The following is a 26666-nucleotide window of genomic DNA, read 5'->3' on the forward strand; positions in this document are numbered from 1 at the left end:
ATACGGCCGATCCCCATTTACCAAAGCAGAAGGCTGAGGTAAAGCTATGAACTCTACCGCTATGGCAGTCATCTGCCTGGCTGCTTTTGCGATTTCTATTCTAATTTCATACCGGCGCAAGCTGAACACCGGCGTCCTTGCTATGGCTTTTGCCTATCTCATCGGCTGTTTCCTCATGGGACTTCCGGTTAAAGACGTGGTGGCACAATTTCCGGTTAAGATGCTGTTCCTGTTGTTTTCCGTATGTTTTTTCTACGGTTATGCGATACAGAACGGTACGTTGCAGATTATCGCCGATCACATCATCTACCGTTTCCGCAACAAAACAAAATTCCTGCCCTTTATCCTGTATTTGCTGGCCTTTGGACTGGCAGTCATGGGAGCCAGCGCTCCGGCTATTTCTTCTTTTCTCGCCCCGGTCTGCATTATCATCGGCGCGAGCACAGGAATTCACTATCTGATCATGCTGGTGCTCATTTGCCTTGGCTCCGGCGCCGGTTCTCTGGTCCCTTGGGGACAGGGCGGCCTGATCATCCGGGGAATCATCGAAAGCACTCCTTTTGCGTCGGAAGCTGCATCCATTCCCCTGAAGGTGTGCCTGAATCTCTTCTTCACCGGATTTTTGGCACTGCTGATTGTATACTTTATTTTCAAAGGTCACCATGCCATACCCTGCGAGATTAAAAAACCCGAAAAATTCAATTCCGTACAGCGGAAAACCCTTTTAATTCTCGGTATTGTGCTGGCTCTGGTGCTGCTTCCCGCCATTGTGAACACGCTGCATCCTCTGGATGCCGCCCGCCAATTCGCCGGACTGTTCGATATTCAGATGCTGTCTATCGTCGGCGCTGTGATCTGCGCCCTGCTGAATCTGGGGGATGAGAAAAAGATTCTGCTTCATTCCGTTCCATGGAACACTATCATCCTAGTGTGCGGCGTATGTATGCTGCTGGGCATAACAACACAGACCGGCGTCTTTGATACTATTACAGACCTTCTCAGCGTAAACCTGTCCGAGACAGTGATCGGATGCGCCCTGGTGCTGCTGGGAGGATTCATGAGCTTCTTCAGCGGGGCCATGTCGGTAGTAGTCCCACTGTTTCTCCCGGTGGTCCTTTCCATTGCGGCCGCAGGAGGACACTCACCGGCGGCACTGGCATCGGCGCTCACTATTGGAGCCGTCATGACCTGCACCTCGCCGTTTTCCACAGCCGGTTCCTTCATCCTCTCCTGTATACCGGACGCCCAAACACGCGACAGGATCTTTGGAAAACAATTTCTGCTCACCTGCCTGCTCTTTATTGTACCTGTCATCCTGATGGCAACAGGCGCATACGGCATACTGTAAAGTCCCGGCTCCGGCCGTCTATGATTCAAGGAGGAACTATTGATGAAAAAATATATACGCGCACCCTTTGTATTACCCGGACTGTTACTTGTGGCAGGCGGAATCATTGCATCCATTTTTATCCGGAATATTGAAAACAATATGGTTTACATGCTGGCATCCATGGGCTGCGCTCTGCTTTGTCTGATCGGAATCTCGCCGACGCTCAATTATATCAACAACGCGCGGAAAAAATGATTCAATGCAAAACAATACAGAGAAAGATCCGCCGGCCTTCTCTTACCCGGCGGATCTTTCTCTGTCCTCGCTCATGGTTTTTCAATAATCAGGCCGCTCCGGTACGCCGCCAGCAGCTCTTCCAGCTCTTCAATCCTCTCCTTCAGTGCTTTCCCGTTATCCGTATCCCCCACATGCATCCGGTGGGGAGCCATTTCCACCATGATCCGCTCCGAATGGATATCCGTCTCATTGGCTATTGCTTCTTCCGCGGAGGTAAAAGGCTTGTGAGCCACAAGCATCATCCCATAGGAATTATAAATCAGCGTATAACCCGCGATCCCGGTTTTAGCCTGGTAAGCTTTGGAAAATCCCCCGTCGATGACCAGCACCTTGCCGCCGCATTTCACAGGACTCTCTCCCGCACATTGAAGTACAGGCACATGGCCGTTGACGATATGGCCGTCACTGCCCAGGCCAAATTCCCTGAGGATACGGTTCATAACCTTCTCATCATTCTGCTTGGAATAGTAAGGATTCTTTTTCTCCACATGCGTCGCCGGATCCGCCAGAAAATACCGCTCAAAGGTAGCCATTTTGTCCTTGCCGAACAGAGGGGAATTCCGGTTGCTCCAGATGAACCAGAGAATATCCCTGCCCTTTTCCCTCTCCGTATCATCAATGGCGAAAAACGCCTTGCGGACGTACATCTCCAAAATATCATACAAAGCCTTTCCCGAGTAATTCTTGCCATATATGTTGACCTTCACGAATTTCCCGTTCTCATCCATGGGCAGGCAGCCATGATACAGGAGATTGTTATTGAATACCTTGTAGAGGCTCCCTTTATTCAGCAACAGGTTCATGTGCTGCTGCAGCTTCTCACACTGCTCAAAGGCTGACTGAAGCCTTTCAATCACATTTTTCTCCATCTCCGTCAGCTTATAGGGATTCTTCGGGTCAATGGTGGGAAAATTGGTATCCAGCATGGGATATGTCTCTCCGTCCAGAAGAATGGTTCCCTTTTCATAATCGATCTTGTCCAGCAATCGCCTCTCTTCCATAGCGAAGCTTTTTCGTCTTGCGATCAGCTGGCCTTCCAGCTTAAACTGAATAATCGTAATCGCCTTATGCATCTTCATATTCAGCTCATCTTCCGCCTTGTTGTAATTGGCCTCTCCTTTAATCTTAAACAACGTGCAGGGATCATCCTTATATACCTCCAGGGCCAGCGTAGCCAGCGGCAGCATATTAATGCCGTATCCGTCCTCCAGGATGTCCAGATTACCGTATCTCGCACAGTTTCTGAGGACAGTGGCAATACACGCCTGCTGGCCCGAAGCGGCGCCCATCCACAGGATATCGTGATTTCCCCACTGGATGTCCAGCGTGTGATAATTCAACAGCTTATCCATGATCCTGTCCGGTCCCGGCCCCCTGTCGTATATATCGCCCAGGATATGCAAGTGGTCGATGACCAGCCGCTGGATCAGCTCGCTGAGAGCCACGATAAATTCCTCCGCGCGGCCGATGTTGATGATGGTATCCACAATCGCGTTGTAATAAGCCTCCTTGTCCAACACCTCAGATTTTTCCGTTATCAGCTCTTCTATGACATAGGCAAAATCCTTCGGCAAAGCTTTCCTTACCTTAGAACGGGTATATTTGGAAGCCACGGTCTTGCAGATCTCAATCAGCCGGTACAGAGTAATCCGGTACCAGTCGTCCATATGCTTTTCCTTTTTAGCCACCAGATCCATCTTTTCCTTCGGATAATAGATCAGAGTCGCCAGCGCATTCTTATCGGCGGCGCTCAGCGTGTGGCCGAACACGTCGTCTATCTTCTTTTTCACAGAACCGGAACCATTTTTCAGCACGTGGGAAAATGCTTCATATTCTCCGTGGATATCTGTAATAAAATGCTCCGTGCCTTTGGGCAGGTTCAGTATGGACTGCAGGTTGATGATCTCTGTCGACGCCTTCGCAATGGTGGGGTACAGCTCCGCCAGCCTCTGCAGATAACGCAGTTCCAAATGTTCTTTCATGCTCCCTTACCTCCGTATTCAGTAATTTCTGTCTCATTGAAAATCAAACAGGGAAATCTGGTTTGACTCTGGCAGATCACCGAAGATTCCCAGATCACTCATCAGGTCAATGACGGTCTTACTGACCTTCGTCCGGTTCCTGAAGTCATCCTTCGACAGGAATTTTCCGTCCCTGGCAGCCAGAACCACAGCGTCAGCCGCCTTATCCCCCAGGCCTTCAATCGTATCCAAAGCAGGCATCAGCTTGTCGCCCACGATCTGGAACCGGTGAGCCTTGGCCTCGTATAAGTCCACAGGTACGAACTCATACCCGCGGGCGTACATCTCCTGCACGATTTTCATATCTTTATACGTATCCTGCTCCTTCTTCGACAGTGTATCCCAGCGCTTCTGGTATTCCTCCATGTAGTATTCCAGACGTTCTCTCCCCATGCACATCAGCTCGTAGGAGAACGCCGAGGCACGGATCGAAAAGTAAGCTGCGTAATAGGCCAGCGGCTGATAGATTTTATACCAGGCGATCCTGTATGCCATCATGACATAGGCCGCCGCGTGAGCCTTCGGGAACATATATTTAATCTTCTTACAGGACCAGATGTACCAGTCCGGCACATCATGGGCCTTCATCTCCTTCTCCCATTCCGGTTTCAGGCCCTTGCCCTTGCGGACACTCTCCATGATTGTAAAAGCCAGCTCACTTTCCAGATTCTTCTGGATCAGATAGGTCATAATATCATCACGGGTACAGATTGCCGTAGATATCGTTGCTTTCCCTTCTTCAATCAGAGTCTGCGCGTTGCCCAGCCACACGTCGGTACCGTGGGACAGGCCGGAAATCCGTATCAGATCGGAAAAAGACTGAGGCTTCGTATCCTGAAGCATCTGAATGACGAAATCCGTGCCGAATTCCGGGATGCCCAGACATCCCAGGGGACAGCCGCCGATATCCGAAGGCTGTATCCCCAAAGCTTCTGTACTTTTAAACAGTGACATGACCCTCTGCTCATCCAGTGGCACCGCCGTAGCATCTGTCCCCGTCAGATCCTCCAGCATACGGATCATCGTAGGGTCATCGTGTCCCAGAATATCCAGCTTCAGCAGATTGGAGTCAATAGAATGGTAATCAAAATGAGTCGTCACGATATCGGTCGTATTATCATTGGCGGGATGCTGGACCGGCGTAAAGGAATTAATGTCCTCACCGAAGGGAAGCACGATAATCCCGCCGGGATGCTGCCCGGTCGTCCTCCGGATTCCGGTACACCCCCCTACGATGCGGTCAATCTCACAGTTCCTCTTGTGGACCCCCCTCTCCTCGTAATAATTCTTCACATAGCCAAACGCTGTTTTATCCGCCAGCGTGCCGATGGTTCCCGCCCGGAAGGTCTGCCCGGCGCCAAAGATTACCTCCGTATATTTGTGGGCCTTACTCTGGTATTCACCGGAAAAATTCAGGTCTATATCCGGCTCTTTATTTCCCTTAAATCCCAGAAAGGTCTCAAAGGGAATGTCAAATCCCAGCTTCTGCAGCGGCTTCCCGCAGACGGGACAGTTCTTGTCCGGCATATCGCAGCCTGCACGGCCCGCATATGCCCTGACCTCTTCCGAATCAAAATCAACATAATGACAGGATTCACAGAGATAGTGAGGGCTGAGCGGATTCACCTCCGTGATCCCGGCCATGGTAGCCACAAAAGAAGATCCTACCGAACCCCGGGAGCCAACCAGATACCCGTCCTCATTGGACTTCCACACCAGCTTCTGCGCGATGATGTACATAACCGCGTAGCCGTTGGAAATGATCGAATTCAGCTCCCGTTCCAGCCGCGCTTCCACAATCCCGGGAAGCTTCTCCCCATATAATTCATGGGCCCGATTGTAACAGATATCCCTCAGATCCTGGTCGGAGTTCTCAATAACAGGGGGGAATTTTCCATTCCGGATCGGAGATATCTTCTCACACTGGTCTGCGATCATCTGAGGGTTGTGGATGACAATTTCCTGTGCCTTCTCGCTGCCCAGATAGGAGAATTCCTCCAGCATCTCCTCCGTCGTCCGCAGATAGAGGGGCGCCTGCTGGTCTGCATCGTCAAAGCCTTTGCCATACATGATGATACGGCGATAGACCTCATCCCTTGGGTCCATGAAATGTACGTCACAGGTTGCCACCACCGGCTTCCGGAATTGCTCTCCCAGCTTGACGATTTTCCGGTTCAGATCTCTGATATCATTTTCGTTTTTTACGACCTCATTGTTATCGTCCCGGATCATAAACGCATTGTTGCCCACCGGCTGGATTTCCAGATAATCGTAGAAATCAACAATTCTCGCGATTTCCGGCTCAGGCACTCCCCGAAGCAAAGCCTGATACAATTCTCCGGCCTCACAGGCCGATCCGATCATCAGCCCCTCCTGGTATTTCAAATACAGGCTCTTGGGCATCCTGGGGCGGCGGTTATAATACTTCAGATGAGATTCCGATACCAGCCTGTAAAGGTTCACACGCCCCGTCTCACCCTTGGCCAGAACAATCGCATGGTAAGTGGGGAGCTTCCGGACCGTATTCTCTGAGACGGCTCCCTCTTCATTCAGCCGGTCCAGATCTGTAATATCCCGCTCCTTCAGCATATGTACGAATTTCACGAAAATCTCTGCCGTACAGGCGGCATCGTCCACCGCCCGGTGGTGGTTGTCCAGGGGCACGCCTACCGCCTTAGCCACCGTATCCAGCTTAAAACGGTTCAGTCCCGGCAGCAGATAGCGCGCCATGGCCACCGTGTCCGCCACGGTGAACTCCTGCTGGATTCCCAGATCCTCACAGTTCTTCTCGATAAAGCTCATATCAAAGCCCGCATTATGGGCGACCATCACGGCCCCACGGCAGAAGGACAGGAAATCTGGAAGCACCCGGTCAATGGTGGGCGCCGGAAGCACCATATTGTCATTGATCCCTGTCAGGTTCTCAATCCGGAAAGGAATTGGGACTTCAGGATTCACGAAGGTAGAAAAACGTTCCGTTATTTTCCCCTCCTCCACCCGCACAGCTCCTATCTCTATGATCTTACAGCTCATGGGTGAAAAACCCGTCGTCTCAATGTCAAAGACCACAAAAGGATCATCCAGGCTCTGCCCTCTGCTCCCGGTCACAATCCCCTTCAGATCGTCCACCAGGTACGCCTCCATCCCGTAAATCACTTTAAAGGGCGCGGAAATCTTTTTCAGTTCATCCTTTGTGACCTCCGGATGCTCTTCCTGATATCTGGCACGGTACTTATTGTCAATGTCCTCCATGGCATGATTCGCCTCCGGAAATGCCTGCACAACCCCATGATCCGTGATCGCAATGGCCGGATGGCCCCATTCGTAGGCGCGCTTTACCAGAGCCGCCGCATCGGTCACGCCGTCCATATCGCTCATTTTCGTATGGCAGTGCAGCTCCACCCGTTTTATCGGGCTGTTGTCGTGGCGTCCCTCCCGGAAACCGGATATTTTCCGGATGCCCCACACTGACGTGATTGTCAGCTCATGATCAAAAGCGTCTGTCATGACCTTGCCCTTCACTTTGACAAAGGTGCCTTTTTTCAAAACGCCGGACATTTCCTTGATCTGTTCTGCCTTTACAAATATCTTAACCACGATGGTATCCGTATCATCCGTCACTGAAAAAATCAAAATTCCTCTCTCATTTCTCAATTCACGGCTGTCAAAGCTCAATATCTCGCCCCGGATGACCACATCTCCTATGGCCCCTTCAATACTGTCTATGGGAACGCTGTCATCTTCAAAATCTCTTCCGTACAGCACATCCGGGCTGGCAGAGCGCTTCAGCGGCAGATCATCCTTACTGCCTCCCCGCCGGCTTTTTCCATGAGTCCTGGTATTCTTCCTTCCGCCGGAAGCCTCTTTTTCTTCCTGCTTCCCCTGGTTACCCTGCTGTTCCTCCTCCGCCAGCTTCGTATGCTCCGCCACGTGGCGGGCAGCCGCCCGCATCTGAAGCTCACTGTCCTGCAATACCCTGCTGTTCTCCCTCTGATAGAATTCCATCCGGATCTTCAGCGGCAGCCCGCAGCGCTCATTAAACACCTTTTCCAATATGCGGTACAGCTCGTCTTCCTTCTCATGGGCGATGACGGAATCATTCAGCTCCAAAACCATGGAATCCTCTGCCGGGAAGGAGATCCGCGCCGTACGAAAGAGATGGAACAGCAGCACATTATAATTTTTCAGTTCCAGCAAAATGCTTGAACGGTACACCTCTAACAGGCGTTCCGGTGTATACTGCCTGGAAAGATAGAATTTTTCAATTATCTTTACCCGCAGCGGCGCACCTGAAAAAAGCTGGCTTCTGATCTCTTCCTCCAGCCTGTATATGTACTTTTTGTGAATCCACTGGCTGCTCACCACATAGACTCTCAGCAGATCTTTCTTTTTGTTAATGGAAACCCGCGCCACCTGCATCGTCCCCAGAAGCTCTGCCAGCTCTCCCTCAGCCTCCAGCCGGGGAAATACAGCCATAAAATCTTTACCGGTAACATCCATAAATACTTTTAACCTCATCCCTGCCGGTACAGCAGCTTATCTCTGCCAGTGCAACAGCTCTTCCCGCAGGGCTTCCACAAGCTCGCCCTCCGGGACTTTCCTGACAATCTCGCCCTTCTTAATCAGCAGCCCGACGCCTTTGCCGCCGGCAATTCCGATATCCGCCTCCCTGGCCTCACCCGGCCCGTTAACCACGCAGCCCATGACGGCCACCTTGATATCCAGCGGGATCTCCTGGACCATGGTTTCCACCTGGTTGGCCAGGCCGATCAGGTCTATCTGCGTCCTGCCGCAGGTCGGACAGGAAACCACCTCAATGCCGCCCTTCCGCAGCCCCAGCGTCTTCAGAATCCGCTTGGCGGATTTGACCTCCTCCAGCGGATCGCCGGTCAGAGACACCCGGACCGTATCCCCGATCCCCTGATACAGAATGATACCCAATCCCACAGCCGACTTAATATTGCCGGAATAGAGTGTCCCCGCCTCCGTGATCCCCACATGAAGCGGGTGATCTGTCCTGGAGGCAATCAGTTCATGGGCACGGGCGCACATCATCACATCTGAGGCTTTGATACTGATCACTAGATTGTCATAACCCATATCCTCGATCAAAGCAGCTTGATTCAAGGCGCTTTCCACTAGCCCTTCCGCTGTCACCCCGCCATACTTCTCCAGAAGCTCCTTTTCCAGCGATCCGCTGTTGACACCTACCCGAATAGGGATATTCCGCTCTTTGGCTGCCTCCGTCACAGCACGCACCCTCTCACGGCTCCCGATATTGCCCGGATTGATCCTGATTTTATCGGCTCCATGTCTGATAGCAGCCAGGGCCAGCTTATAGTCAAAATGAATATCAGCCACAAGCGGAATGGAAATTCTCTTCCGTATCTCTTTCAGCGCTTCCGCCGCCTCCATGGTGGGCACTGCGCAGCGGATGATATCACAGCCCGCCGCCTCCAACGCCCGGATCTGAGCCACAGTAGCCTCTACCTGTTCCGTCTTCGTATTGGTCATAGACTGGATCAGTATGGGATTCCCCCCGCCGATCAGCCTGTTCCCTATTTTTACAACCTTTGTCCTTGTCCTCTCCATCCCGAATCCTTTCAAAGAAAGACGGAAGCCGCTTTCTATCTTCCGTCCTCCAGCCTGTTCCAATCATCCGATTTTATGATCCTGGCGGCAGACATGCCTTCGTCCAGCCTCATTTCAACCCGCTGATACCTTGAGAAACAGTGCGGGCTGCTCCCCTGTCCACCAGGTCAGCTATTACAGCTTGCCTGCCTTGCGGATATACTTTCTGAATGTAAATTCTATGTCAAAGCAGGTCTGCTCCTCGCTCTCCTCCGCCAGTCTCCACTCAGGCATTTCATCCAGATTGGGAAACCATGTGTCCGCCTGATAAGCGAAATCAATCTTGGTCACATAGGCAGTATCGCAATACGGCAGCAGCATTTCATAAACTGCTCCGCCGCCGATCACATAGACATCCTGTGTGTCATACTGTTTTACTTCTTCCAGAAGCGCCTCCCGGCTGTGAACCAGCACCGCGCCCGGCGCCTGGTAGCTCTCATCCCTGGTCAGCACAATATTCACACGATTCTTCAGCGGCAGCCCGCCAGGAAAGCTCTCCAATGTCTTCCTTCCCATTACAACCACATGGCCGGAGGTTTTCTGACGGAAAAATTTCATGTCGGAAGGTATGCTGATCAGAAGCTTATTCTGATAGCCGATCCCCCAATTCCTGTCGGCCGATAAGATAGCATTCATGCTTAAAGTCCTCCTCACCTCAATTCCGTCTCTTTACACAGCGATCGGAATGTTTTTGATCTGGGGGCCTGTCACGTAATTTTCCACAGACAGGTCATCTACGGTGAAATCATAAAAACTCCGGATCTCAGGATTCAGCCTCACCACCGGCGCGTCATGGGTCTCCCGGCTGATCAGTTCCTTAACCAGCGGAATATGCCGGTCATAGATATGCGCATCCGCAATCACATGGAGCAGTTCCCCGGCTTCCATTCCGCTGACCTGGGCAAACATCATGAGCAGCAGCGCATACTGGCAGACATTCCAGTTATTCGCAGCCAGTACGTCCTGGGAACGCTGATTCAGAACCGCATTCAGAGTGAGCCGGGGGCTGTCCGGCTTCTTCGTCACATTAAAAGTCATGGAATAAGCACAGGGATACAGAGCCATCTCATGCAAATCCTGATGCACATATATATTCGTCATGATCCTCCGGCTGTAAGGATTATTCTCCAAATCATACAGCACCCGGTCCACCTGGTCCATCATACCCTCTTTATACTCATGCTTCACACCCAGCTGATATCCGTAAGCTTTACCGATAGATCCATCCCCATCGGCCCACTCATCCCAGATATGGCTGTTCAGATCTCTAATATTGTTGGATTTCTTCTGCCAGATCCAGAGGATCTCATCAAACGCACTCTTGATCCCCGTCCTCCGGAGAGTGATCGCAGGAAACTCCTTCGTCAGGTCATACCGGTTCACCACGCCAAATTTTTTGACCGTATATGCGAAAGTACCGTCCTCCCATTGGGGACGCACCTTTTCTCCCTCAGTGCTGCAGCCGTTCTCTATAATATCCCGGCACATGTCAATAAAAACCTGGTCCGCGTAGCTCATGTATTGTCCTCTCTTTCCATTCGTAAACTTTATGGAACAGCGTGAACTGTTCCTCCGCCCATGAGGGCATGCTCCGTCTCACAGCTGCCGTCCGGGGCTTTTATAATAAATGTCTTATGTGTCTATCATATTACAAATATGGTTTTAAGACAACAAAATATTTTCCTTCACTCATCTTCGCCTTCTAATTTCATTCTCTCTTTCAGATATTGCAGCATACTTTTTTTCTGCGCCGAAAATATGGATTTATTCAGGTTGAATATGTATGCCGTGATACAGGTCACCGCCAGATAGGGCAGCATGCCGTAACCAAAGACCTCGGACCCCACCAGTATCGCGGCAATCAGCGTGTTCGTCCCGCTTCCGAACACGGCTGTATATCCCAGCGCCTGGACCAGCGGGGCCGGCAGGCCAAATAGGGGAGCCAGCACAGTGCCCAGGCAGGCGCCAATCGTAAACAGCGGTGCAACTTCTCCGCCTACGAACCCGGCGGAAAGTGTCAGAATCGTCAATATCCCTTTCAGAAACCAGTCATACCAGTAAATTTCCCCGCCAGAAAAACATAGCTCCGCCAGGCTCTCACCCGTTCCTGAATATCTGCCCTGGTGCAGCGCCAGAATCAGAACTGCCAATATACATCCCACAATGATCACCTTACGGAACGGGTGACCGGTGAACACCGCGTTCAGCCTGGAACGCACCTGCCGGATTCCTTCTGCAAACAATGTGCCGACGATGCCGAAGATCAGCCCCAAAACCACCAGTTTCAACATAAAACTCAGGCTGATCCCATAGCCGTGCGCAATCTCCATATGAAATTTCGTGATCCCAAGCTGCCCGGATATTGCCCCGGCCGTAAAGGCCGCTACAGAAGCAGGAAAGAGAGCGCTGTACTCCAGCTGGCCCACAATCAGGACTTCCAGTGAGAAAAATATAGCAGCCAGCGGCGTCTGAAACAGACCTGAAAATCCGGCGGCCATGCCTGTGATCAAAAAGATCTGTTTTCTCTCCCTGATATTCCACCATTTACCAGCAAACCTCTCCACATTGCTCGAAACGGCGGCGCCGATCTGTATAGCTACCCCTTCCCGTCCCGCGCTGCCGCCGAACAGATGAGTAATCCAGGTACAGATCATGGCCAGCGGCACCATCCTCACCGGCAGCCCCGGCGCCTCCCCCAGCCCTACCTGGAATACCAAATTCATTCCTTTGGCCGCACTTTTGCCCAGCTTCCGGTACAGCCCTACAATCGCTGCCCCGGCCAGCGGCAAAAAGAAAATCAGCCAGGAAAAATACTCCAGCCTGATTTCCGTACAGTAATTCAATATTCTTCCGAATACCGCATCCAGCACACCCACGGCCGCTCCTATCACCACTCCGGCAACTCCCAGCACCAGAATATCCCGGTATTCCAAGCCAATGTTTTTAAACAGCTGCTTCACTTTCGTCACTCCCTCAAAACTCTTTACTAACTGTATGATACCCGTTCAGAGTGAAATATTCAAGCGAAATGTTGCCTGTCCTGTACCAAAATGATATACTAAAAAAAACGAAAGATAAAGGAGAGACACAGATGAAAAAGTTTATCGGCGAATTCAAAGAATTTATTTCCCGTGGCAATGTCATGGATCTGGCAGTCGGTATGATTATCGGCGCCGCGTTCACCGGCATCGTCAACTCCCTCGTCAATGACATCGTAATGCCTCTGATCTCTATGATCACAGGCGGAATCAGCTTTGACGAATGGAATTTTGCGCTGGCTTCAGGCGAAAATCCCCCCTCTTTAAATTTGGGAACCTTTTTGGCCCAGGTCCTGAATTTCATTATCATCGCGTTCGTGATCTTTATGGTTGTGAAGGGATTGAACAAGCTGCGAGCCATGGGAGCCAAACCGGAAGCTGAGGCTCCGGCTGAACCCGCAACCAAGATCTGCCCTTACTGCAAGTCGGAAATATCTCCGGAAGCAACCCGATGCCCCCACTGCACATCCGTTTTGGAGCAGTAATTACCGGATAAAAAAATCATGGAGCTGCCATAAGCTGCGGAGCTCCATGATTTTTTTATGCCCTGTTCAATTCCCCCGCCCATTCAAAGCCCTTTTTAGCCATGAAAACAGCGATAACCTCATTGATTACGGCTGCGGCGGCAATAGTCCCCTGCACAATCGCCGCACACTCCGGCACCGGACCGCTCAGCACCGACACTGCAATTCCCGTGAATACCAACGAAACGCCTGAATGGGGCAGCAGCGTAAGGCCCAGATAATTACGCACAGCTCTTGGCGACCGGGTCGCTGCTGCTCCTGCAAACGCGCCAAAATATTTGCCACAGGCGCGGGCGGCAATATACACCGCCGTAAATGCCCCTGCTCCCAGAATCAGATGATAGTCCAGCGGCGCTCCCAGATTCAGTATGACAAATATCAGCGAAACACCGAGTATGGGGTTAAATTTTCCCATGAGCATATCCAGCCTTTCTTCTGAGATCATATTGGAAAAAACAGCCGAAAATGCCATTCCCAAGAGCATAAAGTTCAGTACAGGGCTGGGCAGCAGGCTATTCCCTATAAACCCGGCGCCAGAAGCCGCCAGAATCATCACTACCAAAAGAATCAGGCTGGTTCCCGGTCTTCTGTCCTTTTTCAGTACCCATCCCGCCACAGCTCCCACAGCACCACCGATCATCAACGGCAGCGCCACCACAAGAATAATCACATAGACCGGTAATTTTCCCGCGGACAGTTTACCTGCAATTACCGCAATTGTAGAAAAAAACACGACACAGCCGACAATATCATCCAGCGCCGCCATAGGAATTAACGTATCGGTCACAGGTCCCCTGGTCTTAAACTCTCTTACAATCGAAAGAGCAGGCGCAGGCGCCGTAGCTAATGCAATACCCCCAAAAACAAAAGCAAGATACACCGGAATCTCCATGAAATAAAAACCAATTCCAAACCCGAGTGACACCACGGCAAAGGTACAGAGGGATTGGGTGAGCGTAGTTATCACAATCGCTTTCCCAGACTTACGGATTTTTCTCCAGACAAGCTCTGTTCCAATCATCAGTCCTACCGCGCATTCCAGTATGTGGATAAAACTCTGGTACCAAAGCGCACTCATCAGTTCGTCACTCATCAAGGCGAGAGCATGCGGTCCCAAAATCATACCTGCAATCAGCCATCCCAAAATTGACGGCAGCCTCAGCTTAGCAATTAACTTTCCCGCCGCAAAGGCAAGCGCAAAGGAGGCCGCCAGCCGCAATATCATAAGATCCATCAGATTTCCCTCCTTTCAGCAACACCATAAAGCATAAATTCGATCATCTTGGACAGCTTCGCCTCATGGTCAGCCACCAAGAACCCAAAATCCTTACCGGCATACGCCGGGCTGCTGAAATAGCCGTTGAACATTTCCTGCATGATCTCATAGTATTCCATAGCATCGCCGCAGGTCACCCCTTCACGCAGGACCAGCCCTGAAATGGCGTTGCTATATACCTTCCTGTTAAACAGATCAAACTCTCTTTTCAATTTTTTTATTTCGTCCTTTAACTGTTCTGGCGGCTGTAATACCGCCTCAAAGAAAATGCGTGAAAAAAGAGGATGCCCGGAGAAATAATGAAAGCGGAATTCCATATACTTCTGCAAATCTATCTGCCCGCCCTGTTCCTTCAAATAATCGGTAACCTCAGTTAAACACTTTTCGACACAAATCAAATATAGCTCATCTTTACCTCCGAAATTATGGTAAAGCAATCCTTTTGAAATTCCATATTCATTACAGAGCGCATTGAGTGTAAAACCAGCATAACCCTTTATTCCAAATTCCTGTACCGCGGCTTTTATAATGCGCTCTTTTGTGAGTTCTGTTTTCTGCTCCTTCTTCACGTCAGCACCTTCTTCATATTATTGACCGATCAGTCCATTTATGTAATTCACATTATACTATTAATAGACCAATCAGTCAATAATAAGTTTTACTTTATAATCCCCAAATTTCAGTCTGTTCCTCCGGACACACACGGACATGCTCATTTCAGCCCTAATCTCCCCAATCATAAACGCCCGGAACACTTTATGCGCTGATATGAAGCTGCAGAGCATCCTTTCTTTACACTAATAAAAGAGCCTTGCTCTGCATAATGCAAAGCAAGGCTCCCTTCTGTTAATCTGATTTCTATTTATTCCCCTTTCGGGCCTGCCTCTGCGATGTTCTTCGGCATATTCGGATATTTCTTTGCGAAATTGTCCGCGAACATTTTAGCCAACTTCTTGGCGCTCACATCGTATGCCGCTTTGTCTTCCCATGTGTCTCTCGGGTTCATGATCTCGCTGGGAACGTTCGGGCAGCTCTGTGGTACATCCAAATTGAACGTATCATCATGCTTGTACTCTACTTTTTCCAGTTCGCCGTTCAGAGCCGCGGTAACCATCGCTCTGGTGAATTTCAGTTTCATACGGCTTCCCAGCTTGCCTTCGCCTGATGCGGGGCCGCCGGTCCATCCGGTATTGACCAGGTATACCTTTGTATTATATTTCTCAATTCTCTCACCCAGCATATTCGCATATACTGACGGGTCCATCGGCATGAAAGGCTCGCCAAACAGTGTGGAGAAGGTAGGCTGCGGCTCCTTAACACCTCGCTCGGTACCTGCCAGCTTGGAGGTGAAACCTGTAACAAAGTGATACATCGCAGCATTTTCATCCAGCCTGGCGATCGGAGGCAGTACGCCGAATGCGTCAGCGGTCAGGAAAATAACAACCTTCGGAATTCCGCCCACGCCCGGTATCGCCGCATTATCAATGTAATTCACCGGGTATCCTACACGGGTGTTCTCTGTGATGCTTCCGTCAAAGAAATCAAACTCGCGGGTCTCCGGATCCATAACCACATTCTCTACCAGACTTCCAAAACGGATAGCATTGTAGATCTCCGGCTCACCTTCAGGATCCAGATTAATGCATTTCGCATAACAGCCGCCTTCAAAGTTGAAGATGCCGTTATCCGACCAGCCGTGCTCATCATCACCGATCAGCTTCCTTGCCGGATCTGCGGACAGAGTTGTCTTACCGGTTCCGGAAAGTCCGAAGAAGACTGCGGTATCGCCGGTCTCCGGATCCATGTTGGCTGAACAGTGCATTGGCAGAACGCCGTGGTTCGGCATCAGATAGTTCATTACGGAGAATACACTCTTCTTAATCTCTCCTGCATACTGGGAACCGGCGATCAGCACCAGCTTCTGCTCGTAATCCACGAGAATTGCCGCTTCGCTGTGTACGCCGTCAGTATCCGGTACACATTTAAAGCCCGGAGCCGCGATGATCGTAAAATCAGCCTCTCCATATGCTGCAAGCTCTTCAGATGTCGGGCGGATCAGGAGCTGATGAATGAAAAGATTCTGGCTGGCCAGTTCATTAACAATGCGGAATTTCGTCGTGCATGCAGGGTCTGCGCCTGCCATACCGTCGAAGATAAAGATTTCACGATTCTGAAGATAGGCTACCATCTTCGCTCTGATCGCGTTAAATTTATCCTGAGAAATCGGACGGTTCACTTTTCCCCATGCGATGGAATCGTGGATCGTCGGGGTATCAACGATAAACTTGTCCTCCGGTGAACGTCCGGTATATTTGCCGGTGGTCACTACCAGGGCTCCAGTGTTGCTTAAAGTGCCTTCACCGCGGCGAAGTGCAGCTTCAGTAAGCTGTGCCGGGCTCAGATTGCGATAAACTGCGGTGGGGTTGATGATTCCTAATTTTTCCAGACCAAAAGTCTCCATTTGTATTACCTCCTGAGTTTTCTTTTATTGCTGTGCTTGATATAAAAATGACATTTCTTGTCACTTTATTCACAATGTATTATACTATCTCTTGATTATATAATAAAATAATATTATTATATGTTTAACATACATTTTTTTTATAATAGAAAGGATACATCCTTATGGCTGCCAATTTTGAATATTACAGGATCTTTTATTATGTCGCCAGATACAAAAGTTTCACAAAAGCAGCGACATTCCTCATGTCCAGCCAGCCGGCCATCTCCAGATGCATGAAAATCCTGGAGCATGAACTGGGCTGTATGCTCTTCATCCGCACTAAAAAAGGCGTCAGCCTCACGCCGGAAGGCGAAGCTCTCTACAACCACGTCAGTCTGGCCTGCGAAGAAATCTTCGCGGGTGAAGCAATTCTGAAAAACACCTCCGGACTCCAGGGCGGGGTCGTCCGCATCGGAACCAGTGAAACAGCCCTCCAGGTATTCCTTCTGGAAAGGCTGGAGCATTTCCATTCACTGTATCCGGATATCAAACTGCGGATCTCCAACAGCATCCCTCCGGAATCCAATAATGACCTGAAAAACGGCAGTATTGATTTCGCTGTGGTATCGACACCGACCGGCGCTTCCAAGCCTTTGGCCGAAACAGAACTCTGTCAATTACAGGATATCCTGATTGCAGGAAATCAATTCAAAGAATTGCAGGGGCGCACCTGGCATCTGGAAGAGCTGAAAAAATATCCTCTGATCTGCCTCGGCAAAGGCACCAAATCCTACAGCTTTTTTGAACGGCTCTATTCCTCCTATCACCTGGCTTTAACTCCCGATATTGAAGCGGCCTCCACAGACCTGATTCTTCCCATGGTCAAGCATAATTTCGGAATAGGCTTTCTTCCGGAAAGCTCAGCGGCGCCAGCCATCCAGGCGGGAGAAGTCTTCCAGATCGATCTCGCCGACCAAATTCCGCTCCGCAGCATCTGCCTCGTGGAAGACCCAAAGCACACTCTCAACCTGGCGGCGCGGCGGCTTCGTGAAATGCTGTTCTAGCCCTTCTTTTTATGCTTTCCGAAGCAAAACAATACTGTGCCAATGAATATACAGATATCAGACAGATTAAATACAACCCTCTTCAGCCGCTCCCATTTTACCTGGAAGCTGAAATAATCCGTCACATACCCCTGGTGGAACCTGTCATACCAGTTGCACATCGCACCCCCCAGAAGCAAGCTTAAGCCCGTCTTACGCCCCGCATTGCCTTTCCGGAATAATAGGCTGATAAAGTATACCAGTATTCCTCCAATCAGACCCAGAGTGCCTCTCCGGATCAGCAGCGGATGCTCTGACAGTCCGCCCATGGCAATACCACTGTTATGTACCTTCCGGATCAGGATTTTCCCTCCGAGAACAGATTTTTCCTCACCTTCCGGAAGATTCGCTTCCACATATTTTTTCAACAGCAGATCGCCTAAAAAGACACTCAGCATTATAATGATAAAAATCATAATTCATCCTCTTTTGCTTCTTCCGGGTTCTCCCTGGCCATTGCTTCATCAACAGAATCATCATCTGCTACGCCGGCCGCTCCGGTCATACTCTGCCCTTCATCCTGCCCGACGGTTTCCACAGCTTTTGGGGCTTCTGTCTCCATTTCTTCTCCGGCGCCTGCCCCAACAGCCTCCCCGGCCTGACATTCGTCCACCGGCCAGCCGGCGTCAGTATCTCCGCCGCCAGATTGATCCTCAAAAGGCTCACTCCTATTCACGTCTCCGCCGCCCTCTGTACCTGACGCTGCATCGTCTCCGGCATCTGGTTCGACATATTCCGACATATCCGGCTCCGCCTCCGCCGTATCTCCTCCGCCAATGGGCTCACCGCATTGCATACAGAAACGGGCATCCTGTGGGACACTGGCTCCGCAGGCAGGGCAAAGCTTATCTCCCCTTTTTGCGGCTATTTCCTCCCGGCAGGCGGCAATTTCATTCCGAATGGAACTGATTTCCTGACAGAGTTCTTTGATCTCAACAGAAAAACTTTCTCCGTTCACATTCTTCTGATAGATTATTTCTCCAATCCTTTTAAAATCTCCATTCATCTGCTGCTCTAAAGAGCTGACCTGGCCTCTGATCCTCTGAATCGAGATAAATTCATCTGTCTTCTTGGCAACTTTATCCGCCGTTTTAGAAATAGATTTTCCCAGGTTTCCGAAAAACCCTGATGCGTTTGCCATGTCTACAGCACCTCCTTTAGCCTAACGCGTCCAGCAGCGGAATTTCCTGGCCCCGCATCAGTATTCTGGGACCTCCCGTGTGCTCGATGTATTCCTTGGTAATTATAACCTCACCAATATTATCGTCCTTCGGTATTTCGTACATGATGTCCAGCATAAATTCCTCTATGATCGCCCGCAGCGCCCTCGCTCCGGTATCCTTTTCCAAAGCCTTTTTAGCGATCGCATGAAGAGCGCCATTGTCAAATACCAGCTTCACTTCATCCAGTTCCAGCAAACGCCGGTACTGCTTAAGAATAGCATTTTTCGGTTCCTGCAGGATCTTAACCAGCATATCCTCCGTCAGGCTTTCCAGGGAGAATACAATGGGAAGTCTGCCCAGAAATTCCGGAATCATTCCAAAGTTCCGCAGATCATCCACCGTTGCCTTCATCAGAATATTCTTGTCTTTATCATATTTATCCTTCAGATCTGCCTGGAATCCAATGGAAGACTTCTTATTCAGGCGTTCTTTGACGATCTCCGGCAATTCCGGGAATGCCCCGCCGCAGATAAAGAGAATATTCTTCGTATTCACCGTAGTGAGCGGAACCATGGCATTCTTGCTGTTGGCGCCCACCGGCACCTCTACTTCACTGCCTTCCAGAAGCTTCAGCATACCCTGCTGCACCGCTTCCCCGCTGACGTCTCTCTGGTTCGTATTCTTCTTCTTGGCTATCTTATCAATCTCATCAATAAAGATTATCCCGTGTTCTGCACGCTCCACATCATTATCTGCGGCTGCCAGCAGCTTGGATACGACACTCTCTATGTCATCCCCGATATAACCTGCTTCTGTCAGAGATGTGGCGTCTGTGATCGCGAGGGGCACATTCAGAAGCTTGGCAAGTGTCTGCACCAGATATGTCTTGCCGGAGCCTGTCGGCCCTATCATGAGCATGTTGGATTTCTCGATCTCTATATCTCCTGGCTCTGAAAGAATTCTCTTATAATGATTGTAAACAGCAACAGACATGACCTTTTTAGCTTTCTCCTGGCCGATTACATATTCATCCAGCTGTTCCTTAATCCTGTGGGGAGGCGGCACATCTTTCATGGTAAATTCTTTTTTGGGCGCCTTTTTCTCTTCCTTCCGCTTCTTGATCTTCTGCTGCGGGGGCACCTGGTTATTCAGCGCCGACAGATCAATCATGCTGATGTTCGGGGGCATGTTCTTCATCAGATCATTATAATTAATGTTGCTGTTCTGCATGGTATCAAAGCTTTTCTGCATACAGCCCATGCAAATATGGATCTTTCCGGGCAGTTCTACCATCTTTCCAGCCTTGCTCTCCGGACGGCGGCACATGAAACAGATTTTTTCATACTCGTCGTTATCATCTTTTTCTGTATCTTCAACAGAGAGTTCTTCTGTAATCTCTTCCCCTGTATCTTTTTCTTCCGACATATATCCTGCTTTCCTCTCTTTCCGTATATGTATGATTATATGCCAAAAGGGAGGAAGGAACAAGTAAAGTTTTTATGAATTACGCCATCCACCCTTTTATTCCTGCTGCCGTTCTTATCTGTATACAAAATCATGCCAGGATGCGTTTGGCAGGCAGCAGTCGCGTCTCACCTGTCAGGCATCCCGGCATGCTCAACTATAGAATCTCAGCCGGAAATTCATTTCCTATCATTTTCAGTTAGTTGCCGCCGTTCGGGAACAGCTGGCCATTGCCGGAGCCGCCTGATTCATTCTGCTGAGGCATATCGTCAGCAGATCCCAAAGTAACACTCAGTGTTTTCTCCTGGTATTCACCATCACTGGCGCGCTGCACAATAATTTCAACCTCTTCCCCGGCCGCATAATACTGTAAGACTTCCTTAAGACTTGCATAATTACTAATTTCTCTGCCGTCCATCTTTGTCAAAACATCGCCTTTTTTCACGCCGGCTTGATCTGCAGGGCCTCCTTCCACTACGGTCTTAAAGCATACGCCTGTTGGAACGTTATACATCTGTGAGGTTTCACTGGTAACATCCACACAGGTTACCCCCAGATATGCTGCCTGATCTTCACTGACCTTCTCACGGGTAGTCAGGCTCATCAGCTCTTCCAGAATGGGTTCGGCTTTGGAAATCGGAATCGCAAAACCAACGCCGTCAACAGTTGTTCCAGAAGAGGTCATAGAGCTCTTCGCTTCATTAATTCCAACCAGCTCACCCTTCATATTCAGCAGAGCACCGCCGCTGTTGCCGGAGTTAATGGCTGCATCTGTCTGAATCAGGCCAGTGGATGTAAATGTGCCGCCTGCTCCGTCTGATAAGGTCAGATCACGGTTTAATGCACTGACGTAACCGCTGGTCACTGACTGTCCATACCCCAGAGCATTGCCGATTGCCACCACCTGCTCGCCCAAAGCCAGATCATCAGAATTCCCCAGTGTCGCCACCTTAATCTGATTCATAGTCTCTTCCGGGATATCCGCCAGCTTTACCGCTACAACTGCCAGGTCATTATTTGCATCAGTACCCTTAATCTGAGCTTCAACGCTGGTCTCATCAATGAATCCCACCGAAAGGCTGGTGGCGCCGTTTACCACATGATTATTAGTCGCAATTAATAATTCTGTCTCGTTCTGTCCTACAATCACGCCGGTTCCCGCACCTTCCACCTGATAGGACTGGGTGCCTCCAAAGAAATTTTGCATCTCTTCTACCGACATGGTAGAGATTGTAACTAATGAAGGCATTGCATTTGCAGCTACTGTTGACACGGTCCCCGAGTTCGCATTCGTGCTGGTCGGAGTCGCCTTTGAACTGTCTGATGTATCCGTATTGGCAATCGTAGTGGGTGCGGATGTGTTTTCTATAGCATTTGAACGGCCGGTGATCTCATCTCCCGCTATGTTCACTCCATAAAATACGGTTCCGGCTATCAATCCGAATGCCAAAGCCATTGCCACATTTACCATCCATTTCTTACCGGTGCTCATGGGCTTTTTCGGCTTTTTAGCTTTCACTTTCTTAGCCTTGCGTCCAACTGGCCCTGGCGCCGGACCCTGTCCTGCCTGATAAGTGGAGTACTGATATCTCTGTTCATTCTGGCCTGCCGCCGGACCATTGACCTGACTTTGCGCCTGCCAATACTGCTGGCTTTGCGCCTGCTGGCCCCCCTGCCTCTGTGCCTGCTGGCCCTGGCTTTGTGAGCCATAATTTCTTGTATTTGTCTGCCAGGAATTTGCCGAACCATTTCCCCAGGGGGTTGTGCCCTCACTGCTGCTGTTGCTCGCACTCTGCTGGATCTTTGGATTCACCCAGCTATATGTTGTCCCCTTGCCTGGCTGCGAACCAGACGGCATCTGCTTCTGCACGCTTTCCGAGGTTTCGGTATGAACCGTCTCGTCTGCCGCATTTTCACGATTCACTTCTTTATTGAATTCTTCACTCATGATCACTTACCTCTTTTCTTTATCTATATTGTGGTATTTCTTCCTTTTTCTATCTTACACGGTTATTGTACCGGGCAATTGTGTTGAATATGTGACCAATCATTAAAAAAATGGTGAAAGTAAAATCGCTTATTCTACAGTAACAGATTTGGCCAGGTTCCTGGGTTTATCCACGTCCAGTCCCTTTCCGATAGAAACATAATATCCAAAAAGCTGAAGCGGGATCACCGCAAGCGAGTTAGCGAAATACGGATTCGTTTCCGGTATATAAATCACATAATCGGCTACCTTTTCCACCTCAGTATTCCCGACATTTGTTACCGCCATAACAAAGGCTCCGCGGCTTTTTACCTCTACAATGTTGCTGATCGTCTTCCTGTACAGAGACGGCTGCGTCAGTACAGCCACTACCAGACGTCCGTCTTCTATCAATGAAATCGTGCCATGCTTCAGTTCTCCGGCCGCATATGCTTCAGAATGGATATAAGAAATCTCTTTCAATTTCAGTGATCCTTCCAGGGAAATGGCATAATCTATCCCTCTTCCAATGAAAAAAACATGTTCAGCCGCCAGATAACGGTTGGCGAATTTCTGTACATTCTCTTTATGGCTGAGCAAAAGCGAAATCTGTTCCGGCAGCCGCTTCAGATCGGAAACCATGCAAGCTATCTCCTCAGCATTCAGAAGCCCCCTTGCCTGGGCAAATTTCAAAGCCAGAAGATACTGGGCGGTCAGCTGGGTGCTATATGCCTTCGTGGTTGCCACCGCGATTTCAGGTCCGGCCCAGGTATACATCACATTATCCGCCTCTCTCGCGATGGAGCTTCCGACAACATTTACGATGCCCAGGACCCTGACCCCATTGGCCTTTGCTTCCCGCAGGGCTGCCAGGGAATCTGCCGTTTCGCCCGACTGGCTGACAACGATCACCAGCGTATTTTCACCGAAAATCGGATTCCGGTAGCGGAATTCCGACGCCAGATCCACTTCAACCGGAATCCGGGCCAGCCCCTCAAAAACATATTTTGCAGTCACGCCGGTATGATAGGCCGAACCGCAGGCAACGATGTAGATCTTCTGTATCTGGCGGATTTCATCATCGCTCATCCCCAGTTCTTCAATCACTATCTCGCCGTCACGAAGCCTGGGATTCAGCGTATCCGCTACAGCTTTTGGCTGCTCATGCATTTCTTTCAGCATGAAATGCGCATAGCCGCCCTTTTCAGCAGCATTCATATCCCATTCTATCATGACAGGTGCCTTCTCAAGCTCTTCCTCATCGATGTTATAGAAGGTTAACGAGCTGTCCGTGAGGCGGACAATTTCTTCATTTTCAATATAATAGACTTCACGGGTATATTTAAGAATTGCCGGTACATCAGAGGCGATGAAATTGCCTCCTGTTCCCTGTCCGACGATCAGAGGGCTGTCTTTGCGGACTGCATAGATCTCACCCGGATGGTCCTGGAACATGATCCCAAGGGCATAAGAGCCTTCCATGCGGTGCATGACTTTCGTGATAGTTTCAAGGGGGTTGCCGTCGTAATAATAATCCAGCATCTGTACGATGACTTCAGTATCTGTCTGAGAAAGAAACTCATATCCATGGGCTTCCAGTTTCTTTTTCAGCTTCATATAATTTTCAATAATTCCATTATGTACAACTGCAATTGAAGAATCCTTGTTGAAATGGGGATGCGCGTTGACGTCCGTGGGCTCGCCGTGGGTGGCCCACCGGGTATGCCCAATACCGGCGGTTCCCGGAAGGGAAGCGCCGCCCTGGGTCAGGTTGTATAATACTTTTAAACGGCCGGTAGCCTTGACCATTTGGATGCCGGTTCCGTTGTAGACTGCGATACCGGCAGAGTCGTAACCACGGTATTCAAGTTTCTCCAGGCCATCCAGTAAGATTGGAGCCGCCTGGTCAATTCCGATATAGCCTACGATGCCACACATGTTAACATTCCTTTCTTTATAAAAATTTATTAATTTCTCCTCAAAGAAAAATCCTGACTATCCAATGTTAGATTCGGATTATAATATGGATCTCCATTTTGCAATATTTCCGGCCAGCGTTTGGCAAACGTTTCAATTTCTTTATTGAAACGCGAAACCTTCTCTGGCGTATCATCCAGGCCACGGGATTTTGACTCATAATGATATAATTCCGCATAGGGATTATAAACAATCAGGTAACCGGCGCCTCGAAGTTTTAAGCAAAAATCAATATCATTAAATGCTACCGCCAGTTCCTCAGACAATCCACCCACTTCATCGAATGCCCGTTTATCTACCATCATGCAGGCGGCTGTTACAGCACTGTAATCCTGTGCACAGATAATCCTATGACAATATCCAGTGTACCCCCTCTTCTGCTGAACAAAACAATGACCGGCAATGCCCCCAAACCCCACAACGACTCCTGCATGCTGAATTGTATCATCTTCATAATACAACCGTGCCCCGACAGCGCCCACATCTGCTCGCATACAATATCCTAAAAGTTCTTCAAGACAATCGTTATTAATTATTTCTGTATCATTGTTCAGCAAAAGCAGATATTCTCCTCTTGCAAAACTGGCCCCGTAATTATTAATTGCAGAATAATTAAAAGTTCCCTTCCAGTATACAACTCTTACTTTGCGATTTTTACTTTCCAATTCTGTATAATATTGAAATGTTTCTTCTTGTTCACTATTATTTTCAATTATTATATACTCATAATTTTTATACGTAGACTTTGTATCAATGGCCTTAATACATCTCTCTAAATCCTCAATATGATCTTTATTGGGTATTAAAATAGAAACTAATGGATCGCACGCCCTGATATATTTTGTCCGGTATAACCCCGGAAACTCTCCCTGTATCACCTTTGCTCGAATCCCAAGCCGATCATAGTGAGCCTGCACCGCTCGCCTTCCTGCCTCAAACGCATACATTTTACTCTCCGGATTTTCAGCGGTAGACGTTCCATGACATCTCCAATGATAAAGTATCTTGGGTATGTGGCATATTTTATCGCTTGCCTCAATACATCGTAAAATGAAATCATAATCTTGTGCCCCATCATATTCCGAACGAAACATGCCAACTTTATAAATCAATTTTTGGCTGACAACAAGTAAATGACAAATATAATTTACTGTCCGTAATAGATCCAAATTAAAATCAGGTTTCATATGTGGCTGAAAAAAACTCTTTTTATTCAATGTTATTTTATCTTCATCAGAATATAGGATATCAAGTTCAGGCCGCCCATTTATAGCTTTTACACATTCAAACAGTGCATTTGGCGTAAGTTCGTCATCATGATCCACAAAAACAATGTAATCTCCTCTCGCTATTTTTAATGCGGAATTTGTGTTTTCCGAAATTCTCATCGCTGATTCATGATGAACAATACGAATTCGCTCATCACTCTGTTCCAACTCCATCAACACATTGTCAAGTGGTGAAGGTGCGCCGCTACCATCTGAAAGACAAAGTTCCCATTGAGAATAAGTCTGCGCTTGAACTGATTCCACTAATTTTCTCAACAATTTTTCGGGCGTCTTAAAAAGCGGAACAACAATTGAAAAAACAGGCTGTTGGACAAAAACTGTATTACTCTGTTGTTCAAGTTCTTTTACATTTGGTAAATGACGTTTTATCCATTCTGAATATTGAACGGCCCTATTCTTACCCGATAGTTTTTCTAATATTTTTTGAGGAAGCGCCAATATCCCGTGCGTTCTTGTAAAACGAACCGTTTTCTGCAAATAATCCCTAATATTTTCTTTTAAGATTTCTCTCCTGCGCATACTTATATACTGTTCTGTCTTTTCATTCCCTGCTATAAATTCAACCCGAATCCCCTCCAAAAATAATTTCCTAATTTCAATCGTAAAACCACATTTTTCTTCAATCGCGCATTCTTTGTACACTTCCTGAACATCTACCCTTGTTATACGGTTGATTTTGCACGGCAACACATTGCCAGTTAAGTCTGTTATTTTAATATCTACAGGTTTGCTACTAGCTACCCAACCATTTACGCAACACGTTCCTGTCTTGGGACTGCGTAAAATCTGCTCTAAATAAAATTGTGGTTTTTTACGTTTGGCACACAAATCAGCACCTTTAACACGGAACCAACGTTTTCTTTTTCCATTAGAAACAGCGTATATATTCAATTCGTGTTTTCCTTCAAGATTTTTCGGCAGTCGAACGTTTAAGGTTATACGCTCCCACTGACAGTTCTCCTGTTTTTTAAACCTTTCTAGTGCGCTGTTGTTTTCCCATTTTTCCAATCCTGCCTCTACTGTCTGGTCATCCAAAACTGCAACTGCCTCGCCACCTCGCGGCCATATGCCCTGTAGGATGTATTTACTGTTGTCTGTAAGGCTAAAACGTTCCCTCTGTACTTCCAACAACTCTTGCTGCATA

Annotated in this window: 19 protein-coding genes; 4 read left to right on the forward strand and 15 right to left on the reverse strand. The window is 48.9% G+C overall.

The features are described 5' to 3' along the window. The first annotated feature begins 46 nt into the window (after positions 1–46). Together H9Q79_RS08025 and H9Q79_RS08030 are read left to right on the forward strand one after the other, a co-directional pair. On the forward strand, positions 47–1348 hold the full coding sequence (locus H9Q79_RS08025; protein WP_249329589.1) for an SLC13 family permease: 1302 nt from the start codon (positions 47–49) through the stop codon (positions 1346–1348). Positions 1349–1390: 42 nt separating this feature from the next. Further along, on the forward strand, positions 1391–1585 hold the full coding sequence (locus tag H9Q79_RS08030) for a hypothetical protein (protein WP_118646033.1): 195 nt from the start codon (positions 1391–1393) through the stop codon (positions 1583–1585). Positions 1586–1656: 71 nt separating this feature from the next. On the opposite strand, the gene H9Q79_RS08035 is transcribed toward H9Q79_RS08030, so the two are convergent. The 6 genes from H9Q79_RS08035 to H9Q79_RS08060 all read right to left on the reverse strand — a co-directional run bounded on the left by H9Q79_RS08035 (position 1657) and on the right by H9Q79_RS08060 (position 12248). Then, a complete protein-coding gene (locus H9Q79_RS08035; protein WP_118646035.1) occupies positions 1657–3609 on the reverse strand; it encodes a fructose-1,6-bisphosphatase in 1953 nt (650 codons plus the stop codon). A gap of 33 nt (positions 3610–3642) precedes the next feature. After that, positions 3643–8148, reverse strand: a complete 4506-nt coding sequence (locus tag H9Q79_RS08040) for a PolC-type DNA polymerase III (RefSeq protein WP_249329590.1) — start codon at positions 8146–8148, stop codon at positions 3643–3645. Positions 8149–8184: 36 nt separating this feature from the next. Further along, complete coding sequence (ispG, locus tag H9Q79_RS08045) at positions 8185–9240, reverse strand: flavodoxin-dependent (E)-4-hydroxy-3-methylbut-2-enyl-diphosphate synthase (RefSeq protein WP_249329591.1); 1056 nt, start codon at positions 9238–9240, stop codon at positions 8185–8187. Between the two features lie 174 nt (positions 9241–9414). Next, positions 9415–9915 (reverse strand): dihydrofolate reductase, encoded by a 501-nt coding sequence (locus H9Q79_RS08050; RefSeq protein WP_118646037.1) that lies wholly within the window; start codon positions 9913–9915, stop codon positions 9415–9417. Positions 9916–9948: 33 nt separating this feature from the next. Further along, positions 9949–10797, reverse strand: a complete 849-nt coding sequence (gene thyA, locus H9Q79_RS08055; RefSeq protein ID WP_118646039.1) for a thymidylate synthase — start codon at positions 10795–10797, stop codon at positions 9949–9951. Between the two features lie 167 nt (positions 10798–10964). Further along, positions 10965–12248, reverse strand: a complete 1284-nt coding sequence (locus H9Q79_RS08060; RefSeq protein WP_249329592.1) for a chloride channel protein — start codon at positions 12246–12248, stop codon at positions 10965–10967. A 122-nt stretch (positions 12249–12370) separates the two neighbouring features. Between H9Q79_RS08060 and mscL the strand changes: the two genes are divergently transcribed. Next, the gene (mscL, locus tag H9Q79_RS08065) at positions 12371–12802 is read left to right on the forward strand and encodes a large conductance mechanosensitive channel protein MscL (RefSeq protein WP_118646041.1); all 432 of its coding nucleotides are present in this window, start codon (positions 12371–12373) and stop codon (positions 12800–12802) included. Positions 12803–12857: 55 nt separating this feature from the next. Here mscL and H9Q79_RS08070 read toward each other — a convergent pair whose 3' ends face one another. The 3 genes from H9Q79_RS08070 to pckA all read right to left on the reverse strand — a co-directional run bounded on the left by H9Q79_RS08070 (position 12858) and on the right by pckA (position 16578). Then, on the reverse strand, positions 12858–14075 hold the full coding sequence (locus tag H9Q79_RS08070; protein ID WP_249329593.1) for a cation:proton antiporter: 1218 nt from the start codon (positions 14073–14075) through the stop codon (positions 12858–12860). Then, a complete protein-coding gene (locus H9Q79_RS08075) occupies positions 14075–14686 on the reverse strand; it encodes a TetR/AcrR family transcriptional regulator (RefSeq protein WP_118646045.1) in 612 nt (203 codons plus the stop codon). Before H9Q79_RS08075 ends, H9Q79_RS08070 begins: the two co-directional genes overlap by 1 nt. A 293-nt stretch (positions 14687–14979) precedes the next feature. Continuing rightward, complete coding sequence (gene pckA / locus H9Q79_RS08080; protein WP_118646047.1) at positions 14980–16578, reverse strand: phosphoenolpyruvate carboxykinase (ATP); 1599 nt, start codon at positions 16576–16578, stop codon at positions 14980–14982. Positions 16579–16742: 164 nt separating this feature from the next. Between pckA and H9Q79_RS08085 the strand changes: the two genes are divergently transcribed. Next, the gene (locus tag H9Q79_RS08085) at positions 16743–17624 is read left to right on the forward strand and encodes a LysR family transcriptional regulator (protein ID WP_118646049.1); all 882 of its coding nucleotides are present in this window, start codon (positions 16743–16745) and stop codon (positions 17622–17624) included. Here H9Q79_RS08085 and H9Q79_RS08090 read toward each other — a convergent pair. From H9Q79_RS08090 to H9Q79_RS08115, 6 genes are all read right to left on the reverse strand, one after another. After that, positions 17621–18079 carry a signal peptidase II gene (locus H9Q79_RS08090; RefSeq protein ID WP_118646051.1) on the reverse strand — a complete coding sequence of 153 codons (459 nt, stop codon included), beginning with the start codon at positions 18077–18079 and terminating at the stop codon, positions 17621–17623. The two genes, H9Q79_RS08085 and H9Q79_RS08090, sit on opposite strands and share 4 nt — an antisense overlap. Beyond that, positions 18076–18804, reverse strand: coding sequence for a zinc ribbon domain-containing protein (locus H9Q79_RS08095; protein WP_249329594.1), 729 nt, complete (start codon positions 18802–18804; stop codon positions 18076–18078). Before H9Q79_RS08095 ends, H9Q79_RS08090 begins: the two co-directional genes overlap by 4 nt. Positions 18805–18820: 16 nt before the next feature. Beyond that, positions 18821–20251 (reverse strand): ATP-dependent Clp protease ATP-binding subunit ClpX, encoded by a 1431-nt coding sequence (gene clpX / locus H9Q79_RS08100; protein WP_249329595.1) that lies wholly within the window; start codon positions 20249–20251, stop codon positions 18821–18823. 238 nt (positions 20252–20489) lie between these two features. After that, positions 20490–22238: a S1C family serine protease gene (locus H9Q79_RS08105; protein WP_118646057.1), complete on the reverse strand. Its 1749-nt coding sequence runs from the start codon at positions 22236–22238 to the stop codon at positions 20490–20492. Positions 22239–22367: 129 nt separating this feature from the next. Next, positions 22368–24194, reverse strand: a complete 1827-nt coding sequence (glmS, locus tag H9Q79_RS08110; RefSeq protein ID WP_249329596.1) for a glutamine--fructose-6-phosphate transaminase (isomerizing) — start codon at positions 24192–24194, stop codon at positions 22368–22370. 29 nt (positions 24195–24223) lie between these two features. Then, positions 24224–26665, reverse strand: a complete 2442-nt coding sequence (locus tag H9Q79_RS08115) for a glycosyltransferase family 2 protein (protein ID WP_118646059.1) — start codon at positions 26663–26665, stop codon at positions 24224–24226. Between the last annotated feature and the right edge of the window lies 1 nt (position 26666).

Source organism: Wansuia hejianensis, assembly GCF_014337215.1.
Classification (GTDB): domain Bacteria; phylum Bacillota; class Clostridia; order Lachnospirales; family Lachnospiraceae; genus Scatomonas; species Scatomonas hejianensis.

Coding starts and splice junctions, on each gene's coding strand:
- ispG (WP_249329591.1), bottom strand. CDS start 9,240: ATGGAGAGGACAAGGACAAAGGTTGTAAAAATAGGGAACAGGCTGATC.
- H9Q79_RS08095 (WP_249329594.1), bottom strand. CDS start 18,804: ATGGCAAACGCATCAGGGTTTTTCGGAAACCTGGGAAAATCTATTTCT.
- H9Q79_RS08035 (WP_118646035.1), bottom strand. CDS start 3,609: ATGAAAGAACATTTGGAACTGCGTTATCTGCAGAGGCTGGCGGAGCTG.
- H9Q79_RS08115 (WP_118646059.1), bottom strand. CDS start 26,665: ATGCAGCAAGAGTTGTTGGAAGTACAGAGGGAACGTTTTAGCCTTACA.
- H9Q79_RS08040 (WP_249329590.1), bottom strand. CDS start 8,148: ATGGATGTTACCGGTAAAGATTTTATGGCTGTATTTCCCCGGCTGGAG.
- glmS (WP_249329596.1), bottom strand. CDS start 24,194: ATGTGTGGCATCGTAGGCTATATCGGAATTGACCAGGCGGCTCCAATC.
- H9Q79_RS08070 (WP_249329593.1), bottom strand. CDS start 14,075: ATGGATCTTATGATATTGCGGCTGGCGGCCTCCTTTGCGCTTGCCTTT.
- H9Q79_RS08030 (WP_118646033.1), top strand. CDS start 1,391: ATGAAAAAATATATACGCGCACCCTTTGTATTACCCGGACTGTTACTT.
- H9Q79_RS08025 (WP_249329589.1), top strand. CDS start 47: ATGAACTCTACCGCTATGGCAGTCATCTGCCTGGCTGCTTTTGCGATT.
- H9Q79_RS08085 (WP_118646049.1), top strand. CDS start 16,743: ATGGCTGCCAATTTTGAATATTACAGGATCTTTTATTATGTCGCCAGA.
- clpX (WP_249329595.1), bottom strand. CDS start 20,251: ATGTCGGAAGAAAAAGATACAGGGGAAGAGATTACAGAAGAACTCTCT.
- H9Q79_RS08050 (WP_118646037.1), bottom strand. CDS start 9,915: ATGAATGCTATCTTATCGGCCGACAGGAATTGGGGGATCGGCTATCAG.
- pckA (WP_118646047.1), bottom strand. CDS start 16,578: ATGGAGACTTTTGGTCTGGAAAAATTAGGAATCATCAACCCCACCGCA.
- mscL (WP_118646041.1), top strand. CDS start 12,371: ATGAAAAAGTTTATCGGCGAATTCAAAGAATTTATTTCCCGTGGCAAT.
- H9Q79_RS08105 (WP_118646057.1), bottom strand. CDS start 22,238: ATGAGTGAAGAATTCAATAAAGAAGTGAATCGTGAAAATGCGGCAGAC.
- H9Q79_RS08090 (WP_118646051.1), bottom strand. CDS start 18,079: ATGATTTTTATCATTATAATGCTGAGTGTCTTTTTAGGCGATCTGCTG.
- thyA (WP_118646039.1), bottom strand. CDS start 10,797: ATGAGCTACGCGGACCAGGTTTTTATTGACATGTGCCGGGATATTATA.